At 61.7% G+C, this 22,920-nt stretch carries 25 protein-coding genes, 1 tRNA gene and 1 pseudogene; 6 read left to right on the top strand and 21 right to left on the bottom strand.

Annotated elements, in window-relative coordinates; translation table 11 throughout:
* Positions 1–10 precede the first annotated feature (10 nt).
* From AB7933_RS09180 to AB7933_RS09160, 5 genes are all read right to left on the bottom strand, one after another.
* Positions 11–1,333 carry an MFS transporter gene (locus AB7933_RS09180; RefSeq protein WP_024074024.1) on the bottom strand — a complete coding sequence of 441 codons (1,323 nt, stop codon included), beginning with the start codon at positions 1,331–1,333 and terminating at the stop codon, positions 11–13.
* Between the two features lie 74 nt (positions 1,334–1,407).
* On the bottom strand, positions 1,408–2,286 hold the full coding sequence (locus AB7933_RS09175) for an SMP-30/gluconolactonase/LRE family protein (protein WP_024074023.1): 879 nt from the start codon (positions 2,284–2,286) through the stop codon (positions 1,408–1,410).
* A gap of 202 nt (positions 2,287–2,488) precedes the next feature.
* Entirely contained in the window at positions 2,489–3,421 is a 933-nt protein-coding gene (locus AB7933_RS09170) for a 3-keto-5-aminohexanoate cleavage protein (protein WP_024074022.1), read from the bottom strand.
* A gap of 79 nt (positions 3,422–3,500) precedes the next feature.
* Entirely contained in the window at positions 3,501–4,289 is a 789-nt protein-coding gene (locus AB7933_RS09165; RefSeq protein ID WP_024074021.1) for an SDR family oxidoreductase, read from the bottom strand.
* Entirely contained in the window at positions 4,286–5,008 is a 723-nt protein-coding gene (locus AB7933_RS09160; RefSeq protein ID WP_024074020.1) for a GntR family transcriptional regulator, read from the bottom strand. The genes AB7933_RS09165 and AB7933_RS09160 overlap by 4 nt, the downstream gene beginning before the upstream one ends.
* A gap of 133 nt (positions 5,009–5,141) precedes the next feature.
* Between AB7933_RS09160 and AB7933_RS09155 the strand changes: the two genes are divergently transcribed.
* On the top strand, positions 5,142–5,708 hold the full coding sequence (locus tag AB7933_RS09155; protein ID WP_024074019.1) for a hypothetical protein: 567 nt from the start codon (positions 5,142–5,144) through the stop codon (positions 5,706–5,708).
* Here AB7933_RS09155 and AB7933_RS09150 read toward each other — a convergent pair whose 3' ends face one another.
* Positions 5,709–5,852, bottom strand: coding sequence for a hypothetical protein (locus AB7933_RS09150; protein WP_173860561.1), 144 nt, complete (start codon positions 5,850–5,852; stop codon positions 5,709–5,711).
* Between the two features lie 197 nt (positions 5,853–6,049).
* On the opposite strand from AB7933_RS09150, the gene AB7933_RS09145 reads away from it, so the two are divergent.
* A complete protein-coding gene (locus tag AB7933_RS09145; RefSeq protein WP_024074017.1) occupies positions 6,050–7,354 on the top strand; it encodes an MFS transporter in 1,305 nt (434 codons plus the stop codon).
* On the top strand, positions 7,354–8,112 hold the full coding sequence (locus AB7933_RS09140; protein WP_024074016.1) for a substrate-binding domain-containing protein: 759 nt from the start codon (positions 7,354–7,356) through the stop codon (positions 8,110–8,112). The genes AB7933_RS09145 and AB7933_RS09140 overlap by 1 nt, the downstream gene beginning before the upstream one ends.
* Here the strand turns inward: AB7933_RS09140 and AB7933_RS09135 are convergent.
* On the bottom strand, positions 8,104–9,006 hold the full coding sequence (locus AB7933_RS09135; protein WP_024074015.1) for a LysR family transcriptional regulator: 903 nt from the start codon (positions 9,004–9,006) through the stop codon (positions 8,104–8,106). The genes AB7933_RS09140 and AB7933_RS09135 overlap by 9 nt on opposite strands.
* A gap of 268 nt (positions 9,007–9,274) precedes the next feature.
* Here AB7933_RS09135 and AB7933_RS09130 point away from each other — a divergent pair, with 268 nt between their 5' ends.
* Positions 9,275–9,487 (top strand): cold-shock protein, encoded by a 213-nt coding sequence (locus tag AB7933_RS09130; RefSeq protein ID WP_024074014.1) that lies wholly within the window; start codon positions 9,275–9,277, stop codon positions 9,485–9,487.
* 70 nt (positions 9,488–9,557) lie between these two features.
* Positions 9,558–9,767, top strand: a complete 210-nt coding sequence (locus tag AB7933_RS09125; protein WP_024074013.1) for a cold-shock protein — start codon at positions 9,558–9,560, stop codon at positions 9,765–9,767.
* 36 nt (positions 9,768–9,803) lie between these two features.
* Here AB7933_RS09125 and AB7933_RS09120 read toward each other — a convergent pair whose 3' ends face one another.
* The 5 genes and pseudogenes from AB7933_RS09120 to AB7933_RS09100 form a co-directional block, all read right to left on the bottom strand.
* Positions 9,804–10,667 (bottom strand): methyl-accepting chemotaxis protein, encoded by an 864-nt coding sequence (locus AB7933_RS09120; RefSeq protein ID WP_370531108.1) that lies wholly within the window; start codon positions 10,665–10,667, stop codon positions 9,804–9,806.
* Positions 10,662–11,429, bottom strand: a pseudogene (locus AB7933_RS09115) (MCP four helix bundle domain-containing protein); the annotation flags it as partial. The pseudogene AB7933_RS09115 and the gene AB7933_RS09120, both read right to left, overlap by 6 nt.
* A 185-nt stretch (positions 11,430–11,614) precedes the next feature.
* Positions 11,615–12,640, bottom strand: coding sequence for a histone deacetylase family protein (locus tag AB7933_RS09110; RefSeq protein WP_024074011.1), 1,026 nt, complete (start codon positions 12,638–12,640; stop codon positions 11,615–11,617).
* Between the two features lie 68 nt (positions 12,641–12,708).
* Positions 12,709–13,938, bottom strand: coding sequence for a Zn-dependent hydrolase (locus AB7933_RS09105; RefSeq protein WP_024074010.1), 1,230 nt, complete (start codon positions 13,936–13,938; stop codon positions 12,709–12,711).
* Between the two features lie 13 nt (positions 13,939–13,951).
* Positions 13,952–15,271 carry an MFS transporter gene (locus tag AB7933_RS09100; RefSeq protein ID WP_024074009.1) on the bottom strand — a complete coding sequence of 440 codons (1,320 nt, stop codon included), beginning with the start codon at positions 15,269–15,271 and terminating at the stop codon, positions 13,952–13,954.
* Positions 15,272–15,429: 158 nt separating this feature from the next.
* Here AB7933_RS09100 and AB7933_RS09095 point away from each other — a divergent pair, with 158 nt between their 5' ends.
* Positions 15,430–16,404, top strand: coding sequence for a LysR family transcriptional regulator (locus tag AB7933_RS09095; protein ID WP_024074008.1), 975 nt, complete (start codon positions 15,430–15,432; stop codon positions 16,402–16,404).
* On the opposite strand, the gene AB7933_RS09090 is transcribed toward AB7933_RS09095, so the two are convergent.
* The 9 genes from AB7933_RS09090 to dapA form a co-directional block, all read right to left on the bottom strand.
* Positions 16,393–17,160 (bottom strand): anti-sigma factor family protein, encoded by a 768-nt coding sequence (locus AB7933_RS09090; RefSeq protein WP_024074007.1) that lies wholly within the window; start codon positions 17,158–17,160, stop codon positions 16,393–16,395. The two genes, AB7933_RS09095 and AB7933_RS09090, sit on opposite strands and share 12 nt — an antisense overlap.
* Entirely contained in the window at positions 17,157–17,654 is a 498-nt protein-coding gene (locus AB7933_RS09085) for an RNA polymerase sigma factor (RefSeq protein ID WP_041161116.1), read from the bottom strand. Before AB7933_RS09085 ends, AB7933_RS09090 begins: the two co-directional genes overlap by 4 nt.
* A gap of 60 nt (positions 17,655–17,714) precedes the next feature.
* Entirely contained in the window at positions 17,715–18,266 is a 552-nt protein-coding gene (locus AB7933_RS09080) for a tetratricopeptide repeat protein (RefSeq protein WP_024074005.1), read from the bottom strand.
* A 43-nt stretch (positions 18,267–18,309) separates the two neighbouring features.
* Positions 18,310–18,867 carry a cytochrome b gene (locus AB7933_RS09075; RefSeq protein ID WP_024074004.1) on the bottom strand — a complete coding sequence of 186 codons (558 nt, stop codon included), beginning with the start codon at positions 18,865–18,867 and terminating at the stop codon, positions 18,310–18,312.
* 156 nt (positions 18,868–19,023) lie between these two features.
* Positions 19,024–19,113 (bottom strand) — tRNA-Ser (locus tag AB7933_RS09070).
* 84 nt (positions 19,114–19,197) lie between these two features.
* On the bottom strand, positions 19,198–19,911 hold the full coding sequence (gene purC / locus AB7933_RS09065) for a phosphoribosylaminoimidazolesuccinocarboxamide synthase (RefSeq protein ID WP_024074003.1): 714 nt from the start codon (positions 19,909–19,911) through the stop codon (positions 19,198–19,200).
* Positions 19,912–19,938: 27 nt separating this feature from the next.
* Entirely contained in the window at positions 19,939–20,697 is a 759-nt protein-coding gene (locus tag AB7933_RS09060; RefSeq protein ID WP_024074002.1) for an MBL fold metallo-hydrolase, read from the bottom strand.
* Positions 20,698–20,701: 4 nt separating this feature from the next.
* A complete protein-coding gene (gene bamC / locus AB7933_RS09055) occupies positions 20,702–21,817 on the bottom strand; it encodes an outer membrane protein assembly factor BamC (RefSeq protein ID WP_024074001.1) in 1,116 nt (371 codons plus the stop codon).
* 17 nt (positions 21,818–21,834) lie between these two features.
* A complete protein-coding gene (dapA, locus tag AB7933_RS09050) occupies positions 21,835–22,713 on the bottom strand; it encodes a 4-hydroxy-tetrahydrodipicolinate synthase (protein WP_024074000.1) in 879 nt (292 codons plus the stop codon).
* Positions 22,714–22,920 lie beyond the last annotated feature (207 nt).

Below are 22,920 nucleotides of genomic sequence, written 5' to 3'. Positions count from 1 at the left end.
CAATGTTGTTCTAGGGTTGAAGTTGCACGGCCATGGCCCGCGGGCGATGGGAAAACAGTTGCAGCACAGCACCGCCCAGGGCGCAGCCGGCCATCACGAAGAAACACACGGTGTAGCCATGCAAGGTGGTCCAGCCGCCGCCCATGGCGATCAGGCTGCCCATCAGCACCGGCGCCAGGCCACCGCCGATAAACATCGCCGTGGTGATGATGCCGTTGGCGGTGGAGGTTGCCGACGACTCGGCCGAGTCACAGGCCACTGCGTAGTAGATCGGCCACACCGCGTTGGCCACCAGGCCGAACAGCAGTTGCACGACGATGATCAGGGTCAGGGTGTTGGCGAAGTAAAACGCGCCGACACTCGCCGCCATCCACAGCCCGCAGATGATCAGGGTGGTACGGCGGCCGATGATGTCCGACAGCGACGGCCACACCAGTTGCCCGAGAATGCCGGTGAGCGTGAACACCACGCTCATCCCCGCCGACTCCGCCAGCGACAGCCCGGCGATGTTGTAGAGGTAGGCCGGCAGCACGATGTTGACGCCCATGTACACCACCTGCGTGAGCATCGTGTTACCCGCCGTCAGGGCGATGTTGCGATTGCGCAAGGTGGCGACAAAGGTGCGCCAGGCATCACCCTTGATCTGGCTGGCCGGGGTGTTGTCCGGTGGGGTCATGCCTTTGGCGGCGATGTCGACGTACAGCGCGGTGATGCGCTCGGCAGTGGAATATCGCGCCCAAAAGATCATCAGCGGCAGCGCGACCACGAAAGCGAAGAAGAACACGTAGCGCCAGTTGTCCTCGCCAAACACCGTGATGACAAAGCTGGCGACGATGCCACTGAGCATCGCGCCGATCGGGTAACCGGTGTGGTGCGCGCCCAGGGCAAACCCGCGCCGCTCCACCGGCCACCATTCGGCGGTGTTGCTCACGCCGACCGGCTCGCCCCAGCCGGCGCCAAGGTTGACGCCGACACGCAGGGCGATAAACGTCGCGAGGTTGCCGCTCAAGGCTTTGAAGCCCGACAGAAACGAAATCGCCGTGTAGCCGAGCACCAACGGCACCTGGAACCGCGCACGTTTCCACCCCCCGCCGTAGCGGTCGCTCCACATCGAACCGGGGATATCCAGCAAGGCCAGCGCGAGCATGACCACCGTGGCCACGGTGCCCCACTGATCAGCCGACAAATCGAAATGCTTGGAGATGGTCGGCCCCAGCCGCAACACGATCTCACGGTCGTAGGCGTTGAGGATCCAGATCATCCAGCAGACCAGCAGCGACACCCAGGAATGCCGGTGAATGCTGCGCAGCGACGCTTTTTTTAAAGTTGCCATGGGCCTCTCCTGGCGCGCGAGGGCGCGCACTGACACAAGGTTGCGGAAGGAAGGTGCCTGGTTGAAAAAACGCGCTAGCTGGCGAACCTTCGCTCGGCTATTCCTTGCACGCCCAGCCCGCTGATCGCGAACAACGCACCGCGCTGCTGACCGTCGGCCGGAAAACGCGGCAGCGGCGGCCTGGCCATGGAGGTCACGAACAGGGTGTCCAGGTTTGGCCCGCCGAAGGTCAGGCTGGTGACCTTTTTCACCGGCATCGGGATCACCCGATCGACCTGCCCATCAGGGGTGTAGCGCACCAGTTGCCCGGCATAGACCAGCGCCTGCCACAGGCAGCCTTCGGCATCCACGGTGCAGCCGTCGGCCGCGCCGCCAGCGGCGGTATCGACCTTGGCGAAGGTGCGTCGGTTGCTCACGGCGCCGCTGGCGAGGTCGTAGTCATACGCCCAGATCTCGCCGGACCAGGTGTCGCAGAAATAGAAGGTTTCGCCGGACGGGCTCCAGCACGGACCATTGGACACGATGATGCCTTCGTCCAGGGTGTGCAGGCTCAGGTCGGGGTCGAGGCGATAGAGCTTGGCGCTGGGGCTGTCTTCCAGGGTGTCCATGGAGCCGAAGACAAAGCGGCCCTGGCGGTCGACCTTGCCGTCGTTGAGGCGGTTGTTCGGCAGGTGCGATTCCGGGTCCTGGATCAGGGCCAGTTCGCCACTGGCCAGGTCCAGGCTGTGCACGCCGTTTTGCAGGGCAACGATGGCCGCCTCGCCGGTATGGCGCAGGGCCATGGAGCCGATCTTCTGGCCCACGTCCCAGGCCCGCAGTTCGCGGCCGTCTTCGGTGCAGCGCAGGATGCGGCCGTCGGCGCTGTCGATCCAGTACAGCCGTTGTTGTTCGACGTCCCACACCGGGCCTTCGCCCAGGGTGGTCTTGACGTCCACAAGCACTTCGATACGCATGGTGTGATCCCCTTATTGTTATTGTGCGGGATGCAGGCCACGCCCAGATGGGTAACCCCTTGTAGGAGCGAGCTTGCTCGCGAAAAACGTCAACGATAACGCGTGCTGCCTGGTGTAACGCGGTGTCTTGGCGTTTTTCGCGAGCAAGCTCGCTACTACAGTGGATCGGTGAATATCACCGGGGCGCGACCTCAGTTGTGGGTTAGAAGTTGACCTGGTCACGCCCCTTGAGCCCGAGGATTTCCCGCGCTTCATCCGGCGTGGCGACGCGATGGCCGAGGGCTTCGATCACCGTGCGAATGCGCCGCACCTGGTCGGCATTCGACGCCGCCAACTTGCCTGGGCCGTCCCACAACGAATCCTCCAGGCCGACACGGGCGTTACTGCCCATGGACAGGCCCATGGTCGCCAGCGGAATTTGCCCACGCCCGGCACCGAGGATCGACCACACGTAGTCATCGCCAAACAGGCGGTCGGCGGTGCGCCGCATGTGCGCCAGGTCTTCGGGGTGACCACCGATGCCGCCCCGCAGGCCGAACACCGACTGGATAAACAACGGCGGCTTGAGCAGGCCCCGCTCCAGGAAGTGCGCGGCGGTGTAGAGGTGGCCGATGTCGTAGCACTCGATCTCGAAACGGGTGCGGTTCTCGGCGCACGAATTGAGGATATGGGCGATGTCGCGGAAGGTATTGCGAAAGATCCGGTCGTCACTTTCTTCGAGGTACGGGCGTTCCCAGTCGTGCTTGAACTCGGTAAAGCGGTTGAGCATTTCGTACAGGCCGAAGTTCATCGAGCCCATGTTCAGCGAGGCCAGTTCCGGCTTGAACTGCATCACCGGTTGCAGGCGTTCTTCCACGCCCATGGTGGGCGCGCCACCCGTGGTGATGTTGATCACCACGTCGCTGGCGGCCTTGATGTGCGGCAGGAATTCAGCGAACAGCGCCGGGTCCTGGCTGGGGCGACCGTCAAGCGGGTCGCGGGCATGCAGGTGGACAATGGCCGCACCCGCTTGGGCGGCACCGATGGCGGCGGCGGCGATTTCCTGGGCTGTGATCGGCAAATGCGGCGACATCGACGGCGTATGAATGGCGCCGGTGACGGCGCAGGTAATGATCACAGGGCGATTTTTGGGCATGACGATTCTCCGACTTTTATTCTTATGAAAAAAAATCCCGGTGCAGCGGTGGGTTCTTCCTTGGCGAAGCGCGTGCGGCTTACAGGTACTCGACGTTACCGTCGACGCTGATCGCCTGGCCGGTCACGTTGCGGGCGGCGGGCGAACAGAGAAACAAGGCCATGGCCGCGACGTCTTCGGCGGTGACCATGCGCTTGAGGGAAATCTTGTTGAGGTACTCCTGGCGCATCTCGGCTTCCGGCACGCCGACCTGTTCGGCACGGGCGCGAATCACACTGTCCATGCGCGGGCCTTCGACGATGCCAGGCAGCAAGGCGTTGACGCGGATATCACTCTCGCCCAACTCCGAGGCCAGGGATTTCATCAGGCCGACAATCGCCCATTTGGTCGCCGCATACGGCGTGCGCCACGCGTAGCCCAGGCGCCCCGCCACCGAGGCGATATGCAACAGGTGGCCGTGGGAGGATTCCTTGAGCATCGGCACCGCGTGGTGGGCAAACCGATATTGCGCAGTCAGGTTGATGTTGATGGTGGCTTGCCATTCGGCGTCGCTGATCGCATCGATCCCGCCGGTGGGCCCGGCGATCCCGGCATTGTTGATCAGCACATCCAGGCCGCCGAATTGCTCGCGCTGCACCGTGAACACGGCTTCGATCTGCGCGGCCTCGCTGACGTCGGCACGCGTGGCGACGGTGCCTGGGTATTTATCGCGAAAGGCCGCCAGGGCCGGTTCGCTGACATCACACACATGCACCTGGGCGCCGGCTTCGAGGTACGCCGCCGCCACGACTTCACCGATGCCGGCAGCCCCGCCGGAAATCAACACACGTAACCCAGGATAGGGCTGCAACCGTTGTAGGACACTCATGCCCGTTTACCTCCTGAAGCAGACGACCGCGAACGGTCGTTCTTGACGAGCAGGCGCGCCAGGGAGTCGGCGGCCTGCATGATGTCATCGGTCACCGCCGCGCGGGCACCGGCGCCATCGCGGGCAGCCAGGGCCTCAACGATGCGCGTATGCGCCTCCATCGAGCGTTGCAGGTGAGCTTTATCGGGGGCGACCAGGGCAAAGCAGGGGCCCATGTGCAGCCAGAAGTTTTCCACGGCGGCCATGGTCAATTCGGCCTGGGCCACAGCGTAGATGCGCCGGTGGAACGCGAAGTTGGTCCACAGGTAGCGCGACACGTCGACTTCATCGGCGGCGTGCTGCATCTGCTCGCACAGGTCGGTGATTTCGTCGAGGTCAACCTTTTGCAGGAGCAACACGGCCTTTTCCGCCAGCAGCCCTTCGAGGGCGACCCGCGCATCGCGAATTTCGCGCAGGCGTTCGACCGTCATCATGCGTACGCGCAGACGGGAGGTTTCCGTGACTTCAAAGGCGTTTTCGGCACTGAGGCGTTGCAGCGCTTCGCGCACTGGCATGGGGCTGGAGCCAAGCGCTTCGGCCAGGCCACGGATGGTGAGTTTCTGGCCAGGCTGGAAACGGCCACTCATCAAGGCTTCGCGGATCTGGCGATAGACCTGGTCTTGCAAGGTATCGCGGGACACCTGGCGCAGGGTGGGCAGGAGAAGCGGACCATCTGTCATGAGGCAAACCTGTGTTGTCGTTCTTATGGCGACAATATGTGATCACAAATCAAATATGTCAAATAATTTCCCAAACCCACGACAGCACACTTGTCACAGAGTTGGCCCCTGTTGATCATGAATACCCTCTGGAATGGACGCTGACCCCCTGATGAAAATCCACTGCGTTGTGCTCCCGCTGCTGTTGGCCGGATGCACGGCCATGGCGCCCTATAAGGCACCGCTCGACGGCCCCCGAGCACAGGTCAAAAGTGAATTGAGCACCCACGACAGCTACAACGAAGGGCTGTCTGTCAGCGTTTCGACGGATCATGAGTGCCTGGAAGGCAGGGTGGGAACGCCGAGTCAGGAAACCGCATTATTTGCCGTGCACGGCACCACTTCGCGCCCCGACGGTTACGTGGACATCGCCGCCAACCAAGCGCTGCACCTGATCGTGTCGGGCCTGGCGAGCGCCGGGCGGCGCTGTGTGATCGAGTTCAACACTGAGTTCGCCGCCCAGGGGCGTTACCTGCTCAAAGGCGGGATTGCGGACAGCGACAGCGGCTGGTGTCGCGTTGAGGTGATTAATGCCGATACCGGTGCTTCGCTGGTTAAATTCGAGACCCCGACCCAGGTAACACCTGCCCCCACGGAGCGCTATTCGTGGAGGCAGTTCATGGCCCATCAAGGTTGCTTTTTGCCCTCGGTCGAAGATTGATCAGGGCTTGAGCGGACGTTCCTGATCCCGCTCGGACAGCTCTGTTCCGTCGTCCGGATGCTTCCAGGTCTGGGGTTTTTCCTCTTCGTGTCGCCGGGGTTGCTCACGCTTCGGCTGCTCTTGACGCTTCTGTTCATTACCCATAGCCACCTCCCATCCGTAAGAATTGGACACACCTGCAAGCATAGAACACGGCAGTCATTTGGGGCGGGCTCGCGGATTGATAATCTGCACGCATCAATACATCCAAATAACTCACTTATCATTTCTAAATGTGTCAGCCACTATCCGCGGTCTTAAGCGAAACAAGCACTTTAAAAGAACGCTGGAGACACAAAACCATGAATAGCCCTTCTCGGCCTGACGCCGCTCGCTCGAAAATTGGTGCGGTTTTCCGCGTGACTTCGGGCAACTTCCTCGAACAGTTCGACTTCTTTCTGTTCGGCTTCTATGCCACCTACATTGCTGCCGCGTTCTTTCCCGCCGCTAATGAGTTTGCGTCATTAATGATGACCTTCGCCGTGTTCGGCGCAGGCTTCCTGATGCGGCCATTGGGCGCGATCATTCTGGGCGCCTACATTGACGACGTCGGTCGCCGCAAAGGGTTGATCGTGACCCTTTCGATCATGGCCAGCGGCACGCTGCTGATCGTGTTGGTGCCCGGTTATCACAGCATTGGCCTGTGGGCCCCGTTGCTGGTACTGGTCGGCCGCCTGCTGCAAGGTTTCTCGGCCGGCGCAGAACTGGGCGGTGTGTCGGTGTACCTGTCCGAAATGGCCACGCCCGGCCGCAAGGGCTTCTACACCAGCTGGCAATCGGGCAGCCAACAGATCTCCATCGTGGTGGCCGCCGCATTGGGTTATGGCCTGAATGTGTGGATGGAACCGGCCGTGGTGGCCGATTGGGGCTGGCGTATCCCGTTCGCCTTCGGTTGCGTGATCATCCCGTTCATCTTCGTGCTACGCCGCAACCTGGAGGAAACCGAAGAGTTCGCCAACCGCAAACATCGCCCCACCATGCGCGAAGTGTTGGCGACCCTGGCGAAGAACTGGACTGTGGTCATCGGCGGCATGCTGATGGTCGCCATGACCACCACGGCGTTCTACCTGATCACCGTGTACGCGCCGACCTTCGGCAAGACCGTGCTGCAACTGAGCACCTCCGATGCACTGCTGGTGACCTTGCTGGTGGCCGTGTCGAACTTTGTCTGGCTGCCCATCGGCGGCACCTTGAGCGACCGCTTTGGCCGCAAGCCGGTACTGGTCGCCATGACCGTGCTGACGGTTCTCACTGCTTACCCGGCGTTGTCCTACGTGGTCAACGCGCCGAGCTTTGCGCATATGTTGGAAGTCCTGCTGTGGTTCTCCTTCCTCTATGGCATGTACAACGGCGCAATGATCCCGGCGCTGACCGAAATCATGCCGGTGGAAGTGCGCGTGGCGGGTTTCTCCCTGGCCTATAGCCTGGCGACCGCACTCTTTGGCGGTTTCACTCCGGCGATTTCCACCTGGTTCATCCACCTCACCGAAGACAAGGCCTCCCCGGCCTACTGGATGATGTTTGCCGCGCTGTGCGCCTTGTGCTCGACCCTGGCGCTGTATCGCCGGGCCAACACCCGTGGGCAAGTGATGCAGGAGGCCGTGTGATGAAGACGCTATTCAAGACCCTGACGACCCTGACCCTCGGCACCCTGGCACTGACGGCCCAGGCCGAAGAACTCAAGGTCATGACCTCGGGTGGCTTCACTGCGGCGTATAAATTGCTGGGCCCGCAATATGCCAAACAGAGCGGCGATACCCTCGACACGATCCTCGGCCCCTCGATGGGCAAGGCGCCGGAAGCGATTCCCAACCGCCTGGCCCGTGGCGAACACGCCGACGTGGTGATTATGGTCGGCTACGCCCTGGATGAGTTGATCAAGCAAGGCAAAGTCGACCCGGCGTCCCGCGTGGAATTGGCGGATTCGCGCATCGGCCTGGTGGTGAAAGAAGGCGCGGCGAAACCGGCGATTGGCACCGACGCCGAGCTCAAGGCCGTGCTGCTCAAGGCCAAGTCCATAGCGTATTCGGACAGCGCCAGCGGTGTGTATGTCGAGAAGGAGCTGTTCAAGAAACTCGGCATGCCCGCCAAGGGCAGCATGATCGAACGCATCCCGGTGGCCGAGAAGGTTGCCAAGGGTGAATACGAGGTGGGCTTGCAACAGGTCGCGGAACTGTTGCCGGTGCCGGGGGTGACTTACGTGGGCAAGATCCCGGAAGACGTGCAGTCGGTGACACGCTTTGCGGCGGGCATTCCGGTTAACGCCGAACACCCGGCCCAGGCCAAGGCACTGTTGCAGTACCTGGCCTCGCCCGAGGCACAACCGCTGGTGCAATCCACCGGCCTGGACTCGGTGTCACGCTGACCGAAACGGCATCTCCCGCACCAACCGCTCCAACTCCAGCGCCGCGGGCGGCAATGTCCGCCCGCGACGCTTGATCAAGCCCACGTTGCGCATCACCGGCGGCTCGACCAGCGGCACACTCACCAGAATCGGGTGTTCGCCCGCCGGCATGGCGATCGACGGCACCATCGCCACCCCCAGCCCCGCCTCCACCAAGCCGATCATCGTGGTCACGTGGTGTGTCTCGCAGACGCTCGGTTTTTTCACCCGCACGCCGTGCAAGGCCTGGTCCAGCAGGGCGCGGTTGCCCGACGTCTTGTCCACCGTGATGTAGTCGTGCTCGTAGGCCTCGGCCCAGGTCACGCTGTCGCGTCCGGCCAACGGGTGGTCCCGACGACACGCCAGTACATAGCGCTCCTGCATCAGCAACTCGAATTCCACTTCATCGGCCAGGCTGCCGCTGAAACTCACGCCAAAATCCGCCTCGCCACTCCCCACTGCGCTGCACACCTCACCGGCACTGGCGTCCAGCACCCGCAGGCGAATCTTCGGGTACAGCTTGTGGAACTCGGAAATCACGTGGGGCATGAAGTAATACGCCGTAGACGGCACGCAGGCGATGGTGACGTCGCCCATGCGCGTGGACGCCACGTTACTGATGCCCATCAGGGCAATGTCGAGGTCGTCGAGCATGCGCTCGACCTGAGGCAGGAATGCACGCCCGACCATGGTCAGGCTGACCCGGCGCGTGGTGCGTTCGAACAGCTTCACATCGAGGGCGGATTCAAGCTTTTCGATACGGCGGCTGAGGGCCGGCTGCGAAATCCGGATGGCCTCGGCGGCGGCGCGAAAACTGCCCTTGTCTACCACGGCGCGGAAGGCTTGGAGGTCGTTGAGGTCGAAATTGATGATCACGGAGGATGGCCAGTGGGAATCGGAATGCCGGCATTATCGTATGGGCGACGACAGGGCGCCATGCGCGCGCGGACGGCCGCCCGAACACTGCGGGTCTTCAGCATGAAACTGCGCAGTATGGCGCGCTTTGAAGGCCTGAAAACCTGTCAGAAATGACAGTACCGTTGGTCTCGCGCCGTGTTGACGACTGGCGGGCGCGGGGCTTTTATTAAGTATGTCGCGTTGCATCGGCGCGCATCAGGACACAAGGGTTTAGAGGGTACGAACAATGAGCAACAGACAGAACGGCACGGTGAAGTGGTTCAATGATGAAAAAGGCTATGGGTTTATCACTCCGGATGATGGGCCCGACCTGTTCGTACACTTCAGGGCGATTGAAGGCACTGGATTCAAGTCATTGAAAGAAGGACAGAAAGTCAGCTTCGAAGCGGTGCAAGGGCAAAAAGGCATGCAGGCCGACAAAGTCCAAGTGGTCGGTTGATAAACCGTTGGATGACCGCTTCACCCCGCCCACCACGGGCCATGTATTGCACTGAAAAAGGAGAACGGCCATGTCCAGAACAACTCCACAGACTGCAATTTTCATCAGCAGCGAAACTGCCGTCCACGATACGCAAGACGTGTTCTTTCGTAGCAGCACCGCCCAGGGCGGTCGAGTGCTGCGCGAGGGGCAAATCGTCAGCTACGAATTGGAACGGGGGCCGGGGGGTGAGTGGCAAGCGGTCAATATAAAGATCGAGGAAGAACCGACGCTGAATTAGCGCCTTCCTGCCCGCCGCCACTCACGGCGCACGTCACTACAGCTGAAAGCGTGCCACCGCCTCGTTGAGGGCGACCGCCAACTGCGCCAATTCACGGCTCGACCCATTGATCTGCCCGGCGCCGGAAGACGACTGGGCAGACAGGTCGCGAATATTAACGATGTTGCGATCGACCTCCTTGGCCACCTGGGCCTGCTCCTCGGCGGCGCTGGCGATCACCAGGTTGCGCTGGTGAATCTGGTCGATGGAGTCGGTGATCTGGCTCAATGCACCACCGGCTCCTTCAGCCAGGGCCAACGTGTCAGTGGCGCGCTGGGTACTCGACTGCATCGATGTCAGTGCCTGGTCGGAACCCGTGCGCATCGCGGTGACCATCTGGTCGATTTCCAGGGTCGATTGCTGGGTACGGTGGGCCAGTGCACGCACTTCGTCCGCCACCACCGCAAAACCACGCCCGGACTCACCGGCCCGCGCCGCTTCGATAGCGGCATTGAGGGCCAGCAGGTTGGTCTGCTCGGCGATGGAGCGAATCACGTCGAGCACCTTGCCGATATCCCGCGATTGCTCGGCGAGGTTCTGTACCAGGGTCGAGGTTTCGCCGATGTTGGTGCTCAGGGCTTCAATGGCGCTGACGGTTTCGCCCACTCGGTGCTGGCCCTCGCGCGCCGTTTCATTGGACAGGCGTGTGGATTCGGAGGTGGACACCGCATTGCGCGCCACCTCATCTGCGGCCGAGGTCATCTCGTTGACCGCCGTGGCGGCCTGCTCGATTTCAGCGGTTTGTTTTTGCAGGCTGCGGCTGCTTTGGTCGGTGATGCCATTGAGGTCGGTGGCGGAAGACGCCAACTGACCGGCCGACTGGCGAATCAGTTGCAAGGTCCCGCGCAGGCTGGCTTGCATGCTCTGGAGTGCCACGAGCAGGCGGGTCACTTCATCGTCGCCGGTCACCGCCACCGTTTGGGTCAGGTCGCCTCGGGCAACGTTTTCTGCGGTCCGCACTGCATGGCTCAGGGGGCCGATGATGCTGCGCGTCAGCAACCACGCCAGCGCCACGGTGCTCAACGCGGCCAGCAGCACAAAACCGAAGACCATCGTGCGCGACCGGCCGTACTGCGCCTCAGCCGCCTGGCCCTGCTGGTTGATCTGCGCGTTGTAGTAGTCGGCCAGGGCGTTGAGTTGGGCTCCGGAGCCATCCACCACGGTTTTCATGTCCACCAGCAGCAACTTGTTGAGCTCGGCGCCCTGCTGCTGGTCGGCCAGGACAAACGACTGGGCCAGCCCCTGCTGGTATTGGCGCAGCGAGACCTGGAACTGCTCATACAACGCGCGCACCTCGGGGGTGTCGATCACCGCGTTGAGGTCGGCCAGCCGCTTGGCCAGGTCCTGGCTACGAGTGTCCATCTGGCTGCGGTATTGCGGGATGCTCGCGGGGTTCGGGTCCAGCGCCATGCGCAAAGAAATCGTACGAATGCGCAGCATGATTTCGCGAATGTCCGCCACCATGCGCATCTTGGGCACCAGCCCGCTTTCCACCTGCACCGCACTGGCACGAATGCTGGCCATGTTCGAGAGCGCGAAAAAACCCAGCAGGGCGACGAGCAAGGCAATCAGGGCAAAACCCAAGCCCGCGCGACGGGCGATGGACAGGCTGCGAAGGGACATGTTTGGCGGCTCTCTTTTTAGGGATATGACATCGTATGAGAGCGTTTCGGCCTGCCGGGGCAGTACTTTAGCCCCACGAAAAAAAGTGTTGCCAACGAGTTCCACGTTGGTTGGCAACCCCTTAACGCCGGCGGGGCATGGAGCCCAGCAGGCGTTTCAGTTTCAGCTCCTGAAAAGTTGCCTGATTACATGCTCCAAGCCTGTGGGCCGTCGAAAAACGCCTGGGCATTACTGTCCAGCGTCTCCAGGTGATACCCCCCTTCCTGCACGATCACACAGGGCAACCCCAGCCCACGGATGCAGGCTCCCAACTGCGCAAACCCCTGGCGCGTCACCGCGACTTTGCTTTGCGGGTCGAGTTCGTAGATATCGAAGCCCAGGGACAACACCAGCACCTGCGCCGAGAAGTCTTTGACTGCCTTGAGTGCCCGCTCCAGTTGTGCAAAAAACACCGCCTCGCTGGCACCGTGCGCCATCGGCAGGTTGAGGTTGAAGCCTTCACCGGCGGCGTTGCCACGCTCTTCGGCGAAGCCGGCGACGCCGGGGTAGAAGTTGGTGGGGTCGCCGTGGATCGACACGTAGAGCACATCGTCGCGGTCGTAGAAAATCTCCTGGATGCCCTGGCCGTGGTGCATGTCGGTGTCGAGGATGGCGACGCGCTGGAAGCCTTCGCGCAACGCCTGTGCCGCGACGGCCGCGTTATTGATGTAGCAGAAGCCGCCTGCCGCATCGAAGCGCGCGTGATGACCTGGCGGGCGACACAGTGCATAGGCTGCGGGCGCCCCGTCGAGGATGGCCCTGGCGGCGGCGACGGCGCTTTGGGCTGACCAATACGCCGAGCGCCAGGTGAGTTCACCCACCGGGCAACTGCCGTCGGCCAGGTAGCGCGCAGCCTGGGCCAGGACGCCGCGCAGGGCGTTGGGCTCGCGCACGAAGATATTGGACATGACTTCGTCGCCCCAGTCCTCGGGGATTTCTTTCCAGAGCGCGTGGGCTTGCTGGAGGAAAGTCAGGTAAGACGCGCCGTGGACGGCCAGCAGGGGCTCAAGTCCATAATCCTGCGGTTGTTGAATGTCGAAGCCAAGGGTTTGCGCGGCCAGCAGCAGGTTGCGGGCACGCTCGGGGACTTCCTGCGGCGTGCGCATCTGGCCGCGGGAATAGTAGCTGCGCGGATGGTGCAGCAGCTGTTCGGGGTGGAAAAACGTACGCATAAGAGGCTCCTGGATGAACACTGCGCCCCTGTTTGAGCGGGACGGCGCCAGTCTTCAGGTATGAGTGGTCATGTGGCCTGGCCGGCGCGAGCCAACACGGCGTTAAGCAATACATCGGTGCCCTGGCGCACGTCTTCGGGCAATACATCTTCGGCTTCGTTGTGGCTGAGGCCGCCGACGCAGGGGATGAAGACCATTGCGGTGGGGCAATAGCGTGCCAGGTGAATCGCGTCGTGACCGGCGCCGCTGACGATCCGCTGCTGGCTGTAGCCCAAGGCGTCCACCGCGGCTTGCACGCAGGCCACGCATTGCGCATCGAACGGTGTCGCCGGGCTGATCCAGTGGGGGCTGATGGTGACGTCCAGCCCACGTTGCGCGGCGATGGCCTGCAACTGTTTGTGCACCTGCTGTTCCATGGCATCAAGGTCGGTGTCGCGGTGATGGCGCAGATCGACGCTAAAATGCAGCAGCCCGGGGATGGTGTTACGGGAGGATTTGGCGATGCTCAATTCACCAACGGTCGTCAGGCCCTCGGGAGCGAAATCCTTGGCCAGGCTTTCCAGCGCCTGGATCATTTGCGCAGCGCCATACAGCGCGTCCTTGCGCAACGGCATCGGCGTCGTGCCGGCGTGCGCCGCCATGCCGGTGACGCGCACGTCGAGCCAGCGAATCGCCTGGCCACCGGTGACCACGCCGATGCTCTTGGCGTTGTCTTCCAGGATTGGGCCTTGCTCGATATGCGCTTCGAAATACGCATCCACCGCACCACCTGACGCGCGCTCACCGTGGTAGCCGATGGCGCGCAAGGCCTCGGCCACACTGATGCCGTCCACGTCGACACTGGCCAGGGCCTTGTCCAACGCCAGGGCGCCAGTGAAGACCGCCGAGCCAAGCATCGCCGGGGTAAACCGGGCGCCCTCCTCGTTGGTCCATACGGCGATTTCCAACGGTTTACGCGTTTGAATGCCGTGGTCGTCAAGGCTGCGGATCACTTCCAGGCCAGCCAGCACACCGTAGACACCATCGAAACGCCCGCCCTCCGGCTGAGTGTCGAGGTGGCTGCCCATCATCACCGGGGCGGCGTCCTCCTCCGTCCCGGCGCGGCGGGCGAACAGGTTGCCGATGGCATCCACGCTCAAGGTCAGCCCCGCCGCAGTGCACCAGTGGCTGAACAGCTCGCGACCGGCCTGGTCCTCTGCGCTCAAGGCCAGGCGGCAACTGCCACCGCGTGCGGTCGCGCCCACTTCAGCCATGGCCATCAGGCTGGCCCACAGGCGCGGGCCATTAATCTTCAACATTACCCATCTCCCCTCAGACACTTGGGGCCATTTCGAGACGGTGGGCGGTGGCGTGGCGGCGCGATAACGCCAATACGCACACCAGCGAGACCGCCGCGATCAGGCTGTAAAACACCGCCATCGGCCACCATTGGCCCTGGTAGGCGTGGGCCAGCCAGGTGCCGATCAATGGCGTCAGACCTCCGGCCAGCGCACCGCACACCTGATAGGCCAGGGAAATCGCGGTATAGCGCACACGGGTTTCAAACAGGCCGCTGACAAAGCCGGCGATGACCGCATAAAACGAGGCCATGCACACCACGGCCAGGGCGATGCCGAGGATGATCAACGGCGCCTGGCCGCTGCTCACCAGCACGAACATCGGGTACGGCGAAGCCATCGCCAGTACCGTCATCGCGCAGAGAAACCGCGTGGCGCCGACCTTCTCCGCCACCCAGGCCGCCAGCGGCTGGACACAGAACTGGATGATGGCAACGAAGAACAAACACTCCAGAATCAACGAGCGCGGTAAGCCCAGTTGCTGAGTGCTGTAGGCAATCATGAACGTGTTGGTGAAATACACGCCGGCGATGCCCAGGGTGTTGGCGCCAATGCACAGCAACAACGGGCGCCACGCAGTTTTCAGCACTTCGATCACCGGGGCCTGGTCGGGCTTGATCGCCCGGGCCTTTTGCGCCAGCGCCTGGTCTTCGAGGAACTCAGGGGATTCGTTTACGCCCAGGCGAATCGCCAGGCCCACGATCAGCAGCAAGGCACTGGCCAGGAACGGCAGGCGCCAGCCCCAACTGAGCAGGTCTTCTTCCGGCAAACGCGTCACCGCGCTGAACGCCAGCAGCGACAGGATCAACCCTGCCGGGCTGCCCAGTTGGGCAAAGGACGCGAAGAAGTTCCGCCGCCCTTTGGGCGCATGCTCACCGGCCATCAGCACCGCACCGCCCCACTCGCCACCGACGGCAATACCTTGCACGATGCGCAGCAGGACCAGCATGACCGGCGCCGCGACGCCGATCTGCGCGTAAGTTGGCAGCAGCCCGATACACACGGTGACCACGCCCATCATGACCAGGGTGATCACCAGGGATTTCTTGCGGCCAATGCGGTCGCCGATATGCCCGAACACGATGCCGCCCAACGGCCGCGCGAAAAAGCCCACGGCAAAAGTGCCGAACGCAGCCATGGTGCTGAACAATTTGTCTTCGGAAGGGAAAAACAGCTGACCGAACACCAACGCCGCGGCGGTGGCATAGATGTAGAAGTCGTACCACTCGATCATGGTGCCGATAAAAGCGGCGGCCGCAGCACGGCGAGGCTGGGGCGAAGCGGAAGGCTTCATGGGGCGGGCTCCTTTGGTTATTTTTTTGGCAGGAGAAAGGTCGAACGCATGCGCTCTGATGGCGCTTGTCAGGGGTGATTTATCGTCGCGGGGCTATGATTAGTCAATTTTCTATTTATTATTCCAATTATAAATTCTGCTTATTATTGAGCCGCGCCATGTCCGAACCCCGTCGCGATATTCACCCCCTGCTCAACGACCGCCTGGACTGGAACCTGCTGCGCACCTTCCGCGTGATCGGCCAGGAACTGAGCATCAGCCGCGCCGCCGCCCGCCTGCATTTGACCCAACCGGCGATCAGCCAGGCCCTCAAGCGCCTGGAAGAACAACTCGACTGCCAACTCATCGCCCGCCGTGGCCCGCGCTTCGTACTGACCGAGGCCGGTGAACAGATCTTCGCCATTGCCGGCGAGATGTACGGCCAGGTCTCGCAGATGAGCAACGCCCTGCAGAAACCTGGCGATGAAGTGATCGGCAAGGTGCGTTTGCTGATGATCAGTCGGATCAACTCGGACCTTTTCGATGAGTTTCTCGCGGACTTTCATCGTGAACATCCACGGGTCGACCTGGAAGTCGAGGTGATGCGCAGCTCCGACATCGTCGCCGCCCTGCTGGAAAAAACCGCCACCCTGGGCCTGAGCCTCAACCGTCGACCACAGCCACGGCTGGAGCAGCATCTGTTCCTGCGCCAGCGCTACGCGTTCTTTTGCGGACAGCACCATGCCCTGTTCGGACGCAGCGGATTGGCGGAGGGGGATTTGCAGTCGGAGAACTTCGTGAGTTTCACCAGTGATCAAATCGGCGGGATGCTATCGCCGCTGACGATCTTTCGTGATCAGCAGGGCTTCAGCGGGCGGATCGTGGCGTCGTCGTCCAGCCTGGAAGAGGTACGCCGCCTGGTGATCGCCGGGTTTGGTTTGGGCTGCCTGCCGGTTCACGTGGTGGCGGAAGATGTGAAGAACGGGCTGCTGTGGCGGCTGCCGCCGGATGAGGGGATTGCCGATGTGGATATCCACTTGCTGTGGCATCGGGAGCAGAAGATGAGTCGAGCGGAAACGGTGTTCATTGAGTCGCTGTTGGGGCGGTTGGCGAGTGCAGCAGACGATGCCGGCTCACCGGGTTCAAGCTATTAACGTCCGTTCGACGCGGCTGGCCATGATCTGCAAATCCTCGAATGTGTTTCTCCCGATCAGCATGAAGCCATGGGACAGGCTGGCCCAATACACCACATTCATGCCTCGGCGCTGCTCGGTAGCGACGGGCTGCGCGCCCTTTTGGCTGGCGGTGATACACAGTGCCAATGGACCATGGCGCGGATCCAGGTAGGTCAATTGGCCGATCACTACGCCTTCATAGTCGAGGATCTGCGCACGCCGGAACTCGGCGCCGGGCAGAGTTACCGCCTCTGGAGATAACGGCAGCCCCAATTGTGCCCCCACGCCATTGAGTTGGGCGATGTGAGAGGCGCGATCAGCGCTGAGGTTTTCCAGGGTCTGCGGTGTGTACAGGGCCATGTATTCGGCAACCGAGGCACGCCAGCCTTGAGCGGATTGCGCGCGAGGCCAACTGATGAACAGGCGGTCGGCAACTGCGCCTGCCACGGCAAAACCGGCGGCTACGGCCAGGAAGCGACGTCGACTCAGCGCTGGGGCTTGTGCCGCTGGCAAGGCGTTGAGCATTGCCTGCATCCGCGCGGTAGGTGCTTGACCCAGCACCGAGTCGAAGGCGGCCTTGAAGGGTAAGTCAGCGCACTGCAAAGCCTCCAGGCGTGCGGCCAGCACCGGGTCCGTGCGGACCTGATCGGCGATGAACGCCCGCTGCTCCACCTCCAGCTCGCCATCCAGATAAGCCACCAACCACTCATCGGACGGTACGTTAGTCTGAGTCATCGCCGTTCTCCGCTGGATTTATCCTGCTGGGCCGTAGAGGGTGTGGTCTGCACCAGTTTCAAGCGGGCGGCGGCCAACCGGCTCATCACAGTCCCGACGGGAATATGCAGCACCTCGGCAATTTCCTTGTAGGAAAGCCCTTCGACGTACGCCAGAAACACTGTTTCCCGCTGTGCTTCAGGCAACCCGTTAACGAGCTTGATCACTTGCGCGGCCAATACCTGATCCTGAGCCTGGCTCTCGCCATCGAAGGACAACGCCTGTTCCCCCTCGACAAACCCCTGCCCCTGGCGTACCCGTTGCGAACGCACCTCGTTGAGCCAGATGGAATGCATGATCGACAGCAGCCAGCGGTCCAGGCGCGTGCCGGCCGCGAACTGCCCGGCACGCTCCAATGCTCGCACACAGGTCGCCTGCACCAAGTCTTCGGCCAGATGCTTTTGCCGCGACAACACCAACCCATATCGCCATAAACGCGGCAACAACAGGCCCAGCTCGCGACGAAACTCAGCCTCTCTGGTGATGGCTGCCCCCTGTCGGTTCACTCATCGGTTTCAAGCCTGTGGCGCGGCGGCGATAGCTTCGGCGAGGTCTTGGTACTCTTCGCAGGTGGTGCTGCACAAGGCTTTGATTTTCACCAGTTGCTCTTGCGCCAGGTCGACGCGCCCTTTGATCACATAGGCCTCGCCCAGGTACTCGCGAACCTGCGCGTAGTTGGGGTCGAGCGCGACGGACTTCAGGTAATAACCGATGCCTTCATCGGTGCGCCCCAGTTTGCGCGTGGCATAGCCGCGATAGTTGAGAGCCTTGGCGGTGTTCGGGTTTTGCAGGGTATCGAGCAATGCCAGGGCTTCGTCGTAGCGCCCATCTTTGGCCAGGCGGTAGGCGTAATCGGTACGGTCGGCGTCCGAAGTGGCTTTGCTGGTTTGCAGCACGCATTTTCCGCTCTTGGTATCCCAGACCTGGCCTTTCGGGCAGTTAGGCTTGGGCGGGGCCGATTCGTCACCGGAGGCGTGAGCTGGGCCTGCGAGTAAAGCGGCGGCCAGGCAAGCACTGAAGAACAGCGCGGTGCGGTAAGTGACGGGGTGTTCGTGGCGGTTTTTCATGGTTGTCATGCTCCGTAACGATGGGGAGGTGCAACAGCGAACATCACTTTTGAAGCGCATTACCTGAACCGGGCAACATACGGCGCAGCGTGTTGTCGCCGACGACAACGTGATGCCAGAGCGCAGCCGCGGCATGCAGGCCCGCCAGCAGGATGATCGCCCATGCCACATTGTCATGCAGACCACCCAGGGCGCCCCTCCATTCGTGATCAATCACAACGGGAGCAGGAATGGGGAACAGCCCGAAGAAATTGAACGGCTCGCCTTGAGCCCAGCGAAATATAAAGCCCAGGACGATCTGCGCCAACAGCAACAGGTACAGGCAACCATGCGCCATTTTCGCCAGCAGGTTAAGCGCCCGGGGACTGTCGGACTTTGGATGATGACCCGCAATCAATCGCCAGGCGATCCGCACGACAATCAACAGTGCCATCGCAATGCCGAGCGAGATATGCAGCGATTGCAGGCCTTTGCGCAGCGGCGTGCCCTTCTCCAGGTTTTCCCAGAGATGGGCACTGGCAAACATGAAGATCACCACGGCAGCGGTGAGCCAGTGGAAGATGCGGGTCCAACGGTCGTAGCGGTCGGTCGGTATGTTCATGGGCATTCCCTGATGGTGTGAGTAGTGAACACCGCAGCGGGGAAAGTTATTCGGTGAGGCGCAAAAAAAATAGATGTGCTTCAGCCGTTGCCAAGCGAATACCCGGAAACGAAAAAGCCCCGTAGCTTATTCAGCTACGGGGCTTTTTCTATGTAATGGCGGAGAGATAGGGATTCGAACCCTAGGTACCGGTGAAGGTACAACGGATTTCGAATCCGTCCCATTCGGCCACTCTGGCATCTCTCCAACGGCGCGCATCATAACAGCCTGTTTCGTGGAAGCAAAGCTCGAATAGAGATTTTTTTCCGTGCTATCAGATGCTTGCGTCGATTACAGCGGTACGCCGAGACGATGGGCGACTTCTTCGTAGGCTTCGATCACATCACCGAGGCCCTGGCGGAAGCGGTCTTTGTCCATCTTCTTCTTGGTGTCCTTGTCCCACAGGCGGCAGCCGTCCGGGCTGAATTCGTCGCCCAGGACGATAGAGCCGTCGTGGAACACACCAAATTCCAGCTTGAAGTCCACCAGCAACAGGCCCGCGTCGTCGAACAGCTTGCTCAGCACGTCGTTGACCTTGAGGGACAACTCCTTCATGCGCGCCAGTTGCTCAGCGGTGCCCCAACCGAACGCCACGACGTGGGATTCGTTGATGAACGGGTCGCCCTTGGCGTCGTCCTTCAGGAACAGCTCGAACGTGTAAGGGTTGAGCTTGAGGCCCTCTTCCACGCCCAGGCGCTTGACCAGGCTGCCGGCGGCGTAGTTACGCACGACGCATTCCACCGGGATCATGTCCAGCTTCTTGACCAGGCACTCGTTGTCGCTCAGCAGTTTGTCGAATTGGGTCGGGATGCCGGCCGCTTCGAGTTTCTGCATGATGAAGGCGTTGAACTTGTTGTTCACCATGCCCTTGCGATCCAGTTGCTCGATGCGCTTGCCGTCGAACGCCGAGGTGTCGTTGCGAAACAGCAGGATCAGGCGGTTGGCGTCGTCGGTCTTGTACACCGACTTGGCTTTGCCGCGGTAGAGTTCTTCACGTTTTTCCATGATGGGCTCCGCTTTGAGTGAGGTGGGCTAGGCGATGTGTCGCCAGTCGAGCCCTGAATCTTGATCGGCCAGTTGCAGCCAGTCCGGGTCGCACCCAAGGGTGTCGACAAAACATTGCCGGGCAAGCGTCGGCAGGTTGTTCTTGCTGCTCAAGTGGGCCAGGACCAGGTGTTGCAGGTCTTGCCAGCCCAACTCGTACACCAGGTACGCCGCCTGGTGGTTGTTCAAATGTCCCAGTTCGCCCCCCACCCGCTGCTTGAGAAAGTACGGGTAGTGACCGCGAGCCAGCAGGTCTCGGCAGTGGTTGGACTCGATCATCAAGGCATCGAGGTTCCGGTAACCGTCCAGCACCTTGGCACAGTAGGAGCCCAGGTCGGTGAGCACGCCGAAGCGCCGCTCCCCATCACTGAATACATACTGCGTAGGTTCCTGGGCGTCGTGCGCCACGGCAATCACATTGATGCTCAACGCGCCAATCTGCAGTTGCTCGCCACCCGCCAGGAAACCTGCGGGTTCAACGGGTTTGCGCATCCCGCGCAACGTACCGCGACTGAGGTACACCGGAAGATTGTAGCGCCGAGACAGCAAACCCACGCCATGCACGTGGTCGGCATGTTCGTGGGTCACCAGGATCGCGCTCAGCTGCGAGGGGTGAACCCCCAGGCGCAGCAGGCGCCGCTCGGTTTCCCGCAAGGAGAAACCACAATCAACCAGCACGTACGTGTCGTCGTGGGCGACCAGCGTACCGTTCCCTTGGCTACCGCTGCCGAGAACGGCAAAACGCACCGGATCAGCCCAGGTTGTCTTGAATCACGCCCAACACTTTGCGCGCTGTTTCAGCGGGCGCAACAGTGTTGATGTTTTTCTCGACGGTGACTTGTACGGTTTCGCCAACCTTGCTCAGGCGAACCTGATAACGCTCGGCGCGGGTTTCGATCTCTTCCTTGGTCGGCTTGCTGCCGAACAACTTGCCGAAGAAACCAGGCTCGTCGTCTTTCTTCTCGGCTTTTTCAGCCACGTTGATGTAGTACAGGCCGAGGCTGCGGTTGATGTCTTCAACGCGCCAAGGGCCTTGTTCCAAAGCACGACCCACACTGGCCCAGGCACGGTCCAGGTCTTCACCCAGGTTCAGCACCACGTTGCCGCTACCGTCCTCGGTGAGACTGACGCGGCTAGGGGTGTCGTAATCACGTGCCGCGAGCAGGGAAACGGAACCGCCCTTCTCGGAAATACGGCTCATGCTGGCCAGCATCTCGTCGACCAAGGCGGCATCGACGCCGGTGTTGACCGAGCGGTTGGTGAACTCGACGTTGGACGTGCTGCCGGCAGGACGCTCGGCGCTGACCACATAGACTTCACTGGTATTGCGCTGTACGCCAGGCTCGATGCGCACACGCACACGGGCTTCGCTGTCAGCCGCGACGCCACCGGCCTGCAGGCGCTTGGCCATGTTGGCGGACAGCTCGCTGCCTTGCTGCCATGCGGTGGTGAACTCACCGGTCTGCGGGCGCTGCTCGTCGATGCGGAAACCGTTGTCCTGGAAGAACTGCACGGCCACCGGCCAGACTTCGGCAGGTGGGCGCTGCGCCACGATCCAACGCGAGTCACCGCTCTTCTGCAAGCTGTAGTCGCTGGCATCCGCCACGGCCGAGATCGGCTGTGGACGTGGCACTACGTACTCACCCTTGGTGGTGTCGTCGGCCACGTTACGCGGGATCGGCAGCAACGGGTCAAGGCGCTTGGCAACATTGACGTCCGGTGGCAATTGCATCGGTTTGGTTGCTTGTGCTTCCAGGTAATCGCTGCCGCGGTCACGGAAGTAGCCTTCCGGGCCCCAGATCCAACCGCAGCCACTGGTGCTGGAGATAATCAAGGCAAGTGCGGAAAGTCCGGCCAATCGCTTCATGCGTAGTGCTTCCTCAATTAAACCAGGACGCCGGACTGGCGCAGGGCCTGTCGCAGCGGTTCGTGAAAGGCTTCGCTGAGACGGGTGAGCGGCAGACGGATACCGTCCGGCATCATGCCCATCTCGAACAGCGCCCATTTCACGGGAATAGGGTTGGATTCGATAAACAGTGTCTTGTTGAGTGGCATCAGCTTCTCGTGGATCGCACGGGCAGTCACGGCATCGCCAGCAAGGGCGGCTGCGCACATGTCGCTCATGGCGCGGGGGGCCACGTTGGCGGTCACGGAAATGTTGCCCTTGCCGCCCAGCAGGATCAGCTCGACTGCCGTGGCGTCGTCACCGGAATACACCAGGAAGTCGCTGCGCACGCCGGCCAGGATGTCCTTGGCACGTTGCAGGTCGCCGGTGGCTTCCTTGATGCCGATGATGTTCGGCACGGTGGACAGGCGGATCACGGTCTCAGCCTTCATGTCGCACGCGGTGCGGCCCGGTACGTTGTAGAGGATCTGCGGAATATCGACGGCTTCGGCAATGGTACGGAAGTGCTGGTACAGGCCTTCCTGGGTCGGCCTGTTGTAGTACGGGGTCACCAGCAGGCAGGCATCTGCGCCGGCTTTCTTGGCGTTCCTGGTCAGCTCGATGGCTTCACGCGTCGAATTGGCGCCCGTACCGGCGATCACGGCGATACGGCCCGCGACACGCTTGACCACGAATTCGATCACCTGGATGTGTTCTTCCACATCGAGGGTGGCCGATTCACCCGTGGTGCCGACCGCCACGATGGCGTTGGTGCCTTCTTGCAGGTGGAAGTCCACCAGTTTGCCAAGGCTGTCCCAGTCGAGATGACCTTGTGCATCCATGGGTGTGACCAGTGCCACCATACTGCCCGCAATCATGCAACCGCTCCTGCCGGAAAAAGAGAGCCGTAATGGTACTGGCGCCAAGATGCTTGTACAAGCGAAGTACCGCCTGAGGATGCGTTCTGGATCAACTAAACGACGGGCAATGCCATCATTGCGCGAAAGTGGGGGTCGCGGTGGGGTAAAAACCCGCCGATCACGCAATGAAAACGCCACCTCCTATCCCTTGGCGACGCTTTTCGC

Origin of the sequence: Pseudomonas gorinensis, from assembly GCF_042015035.1 — a bacterium.
Classification (GTDB): domain Bacteria; phylum Pseudomonadota; class Gammaproteobacteria; order Pseudomonadales; family Pseudomonadaceae; genus Aquipseudomonas; species Aquipseudomonas gorinensis.
The sequence above is the reverse complement of the archived record's forward strand: the minus strand, read 5'-3'. Positions and strand labels throughout refer to the sequence as shown.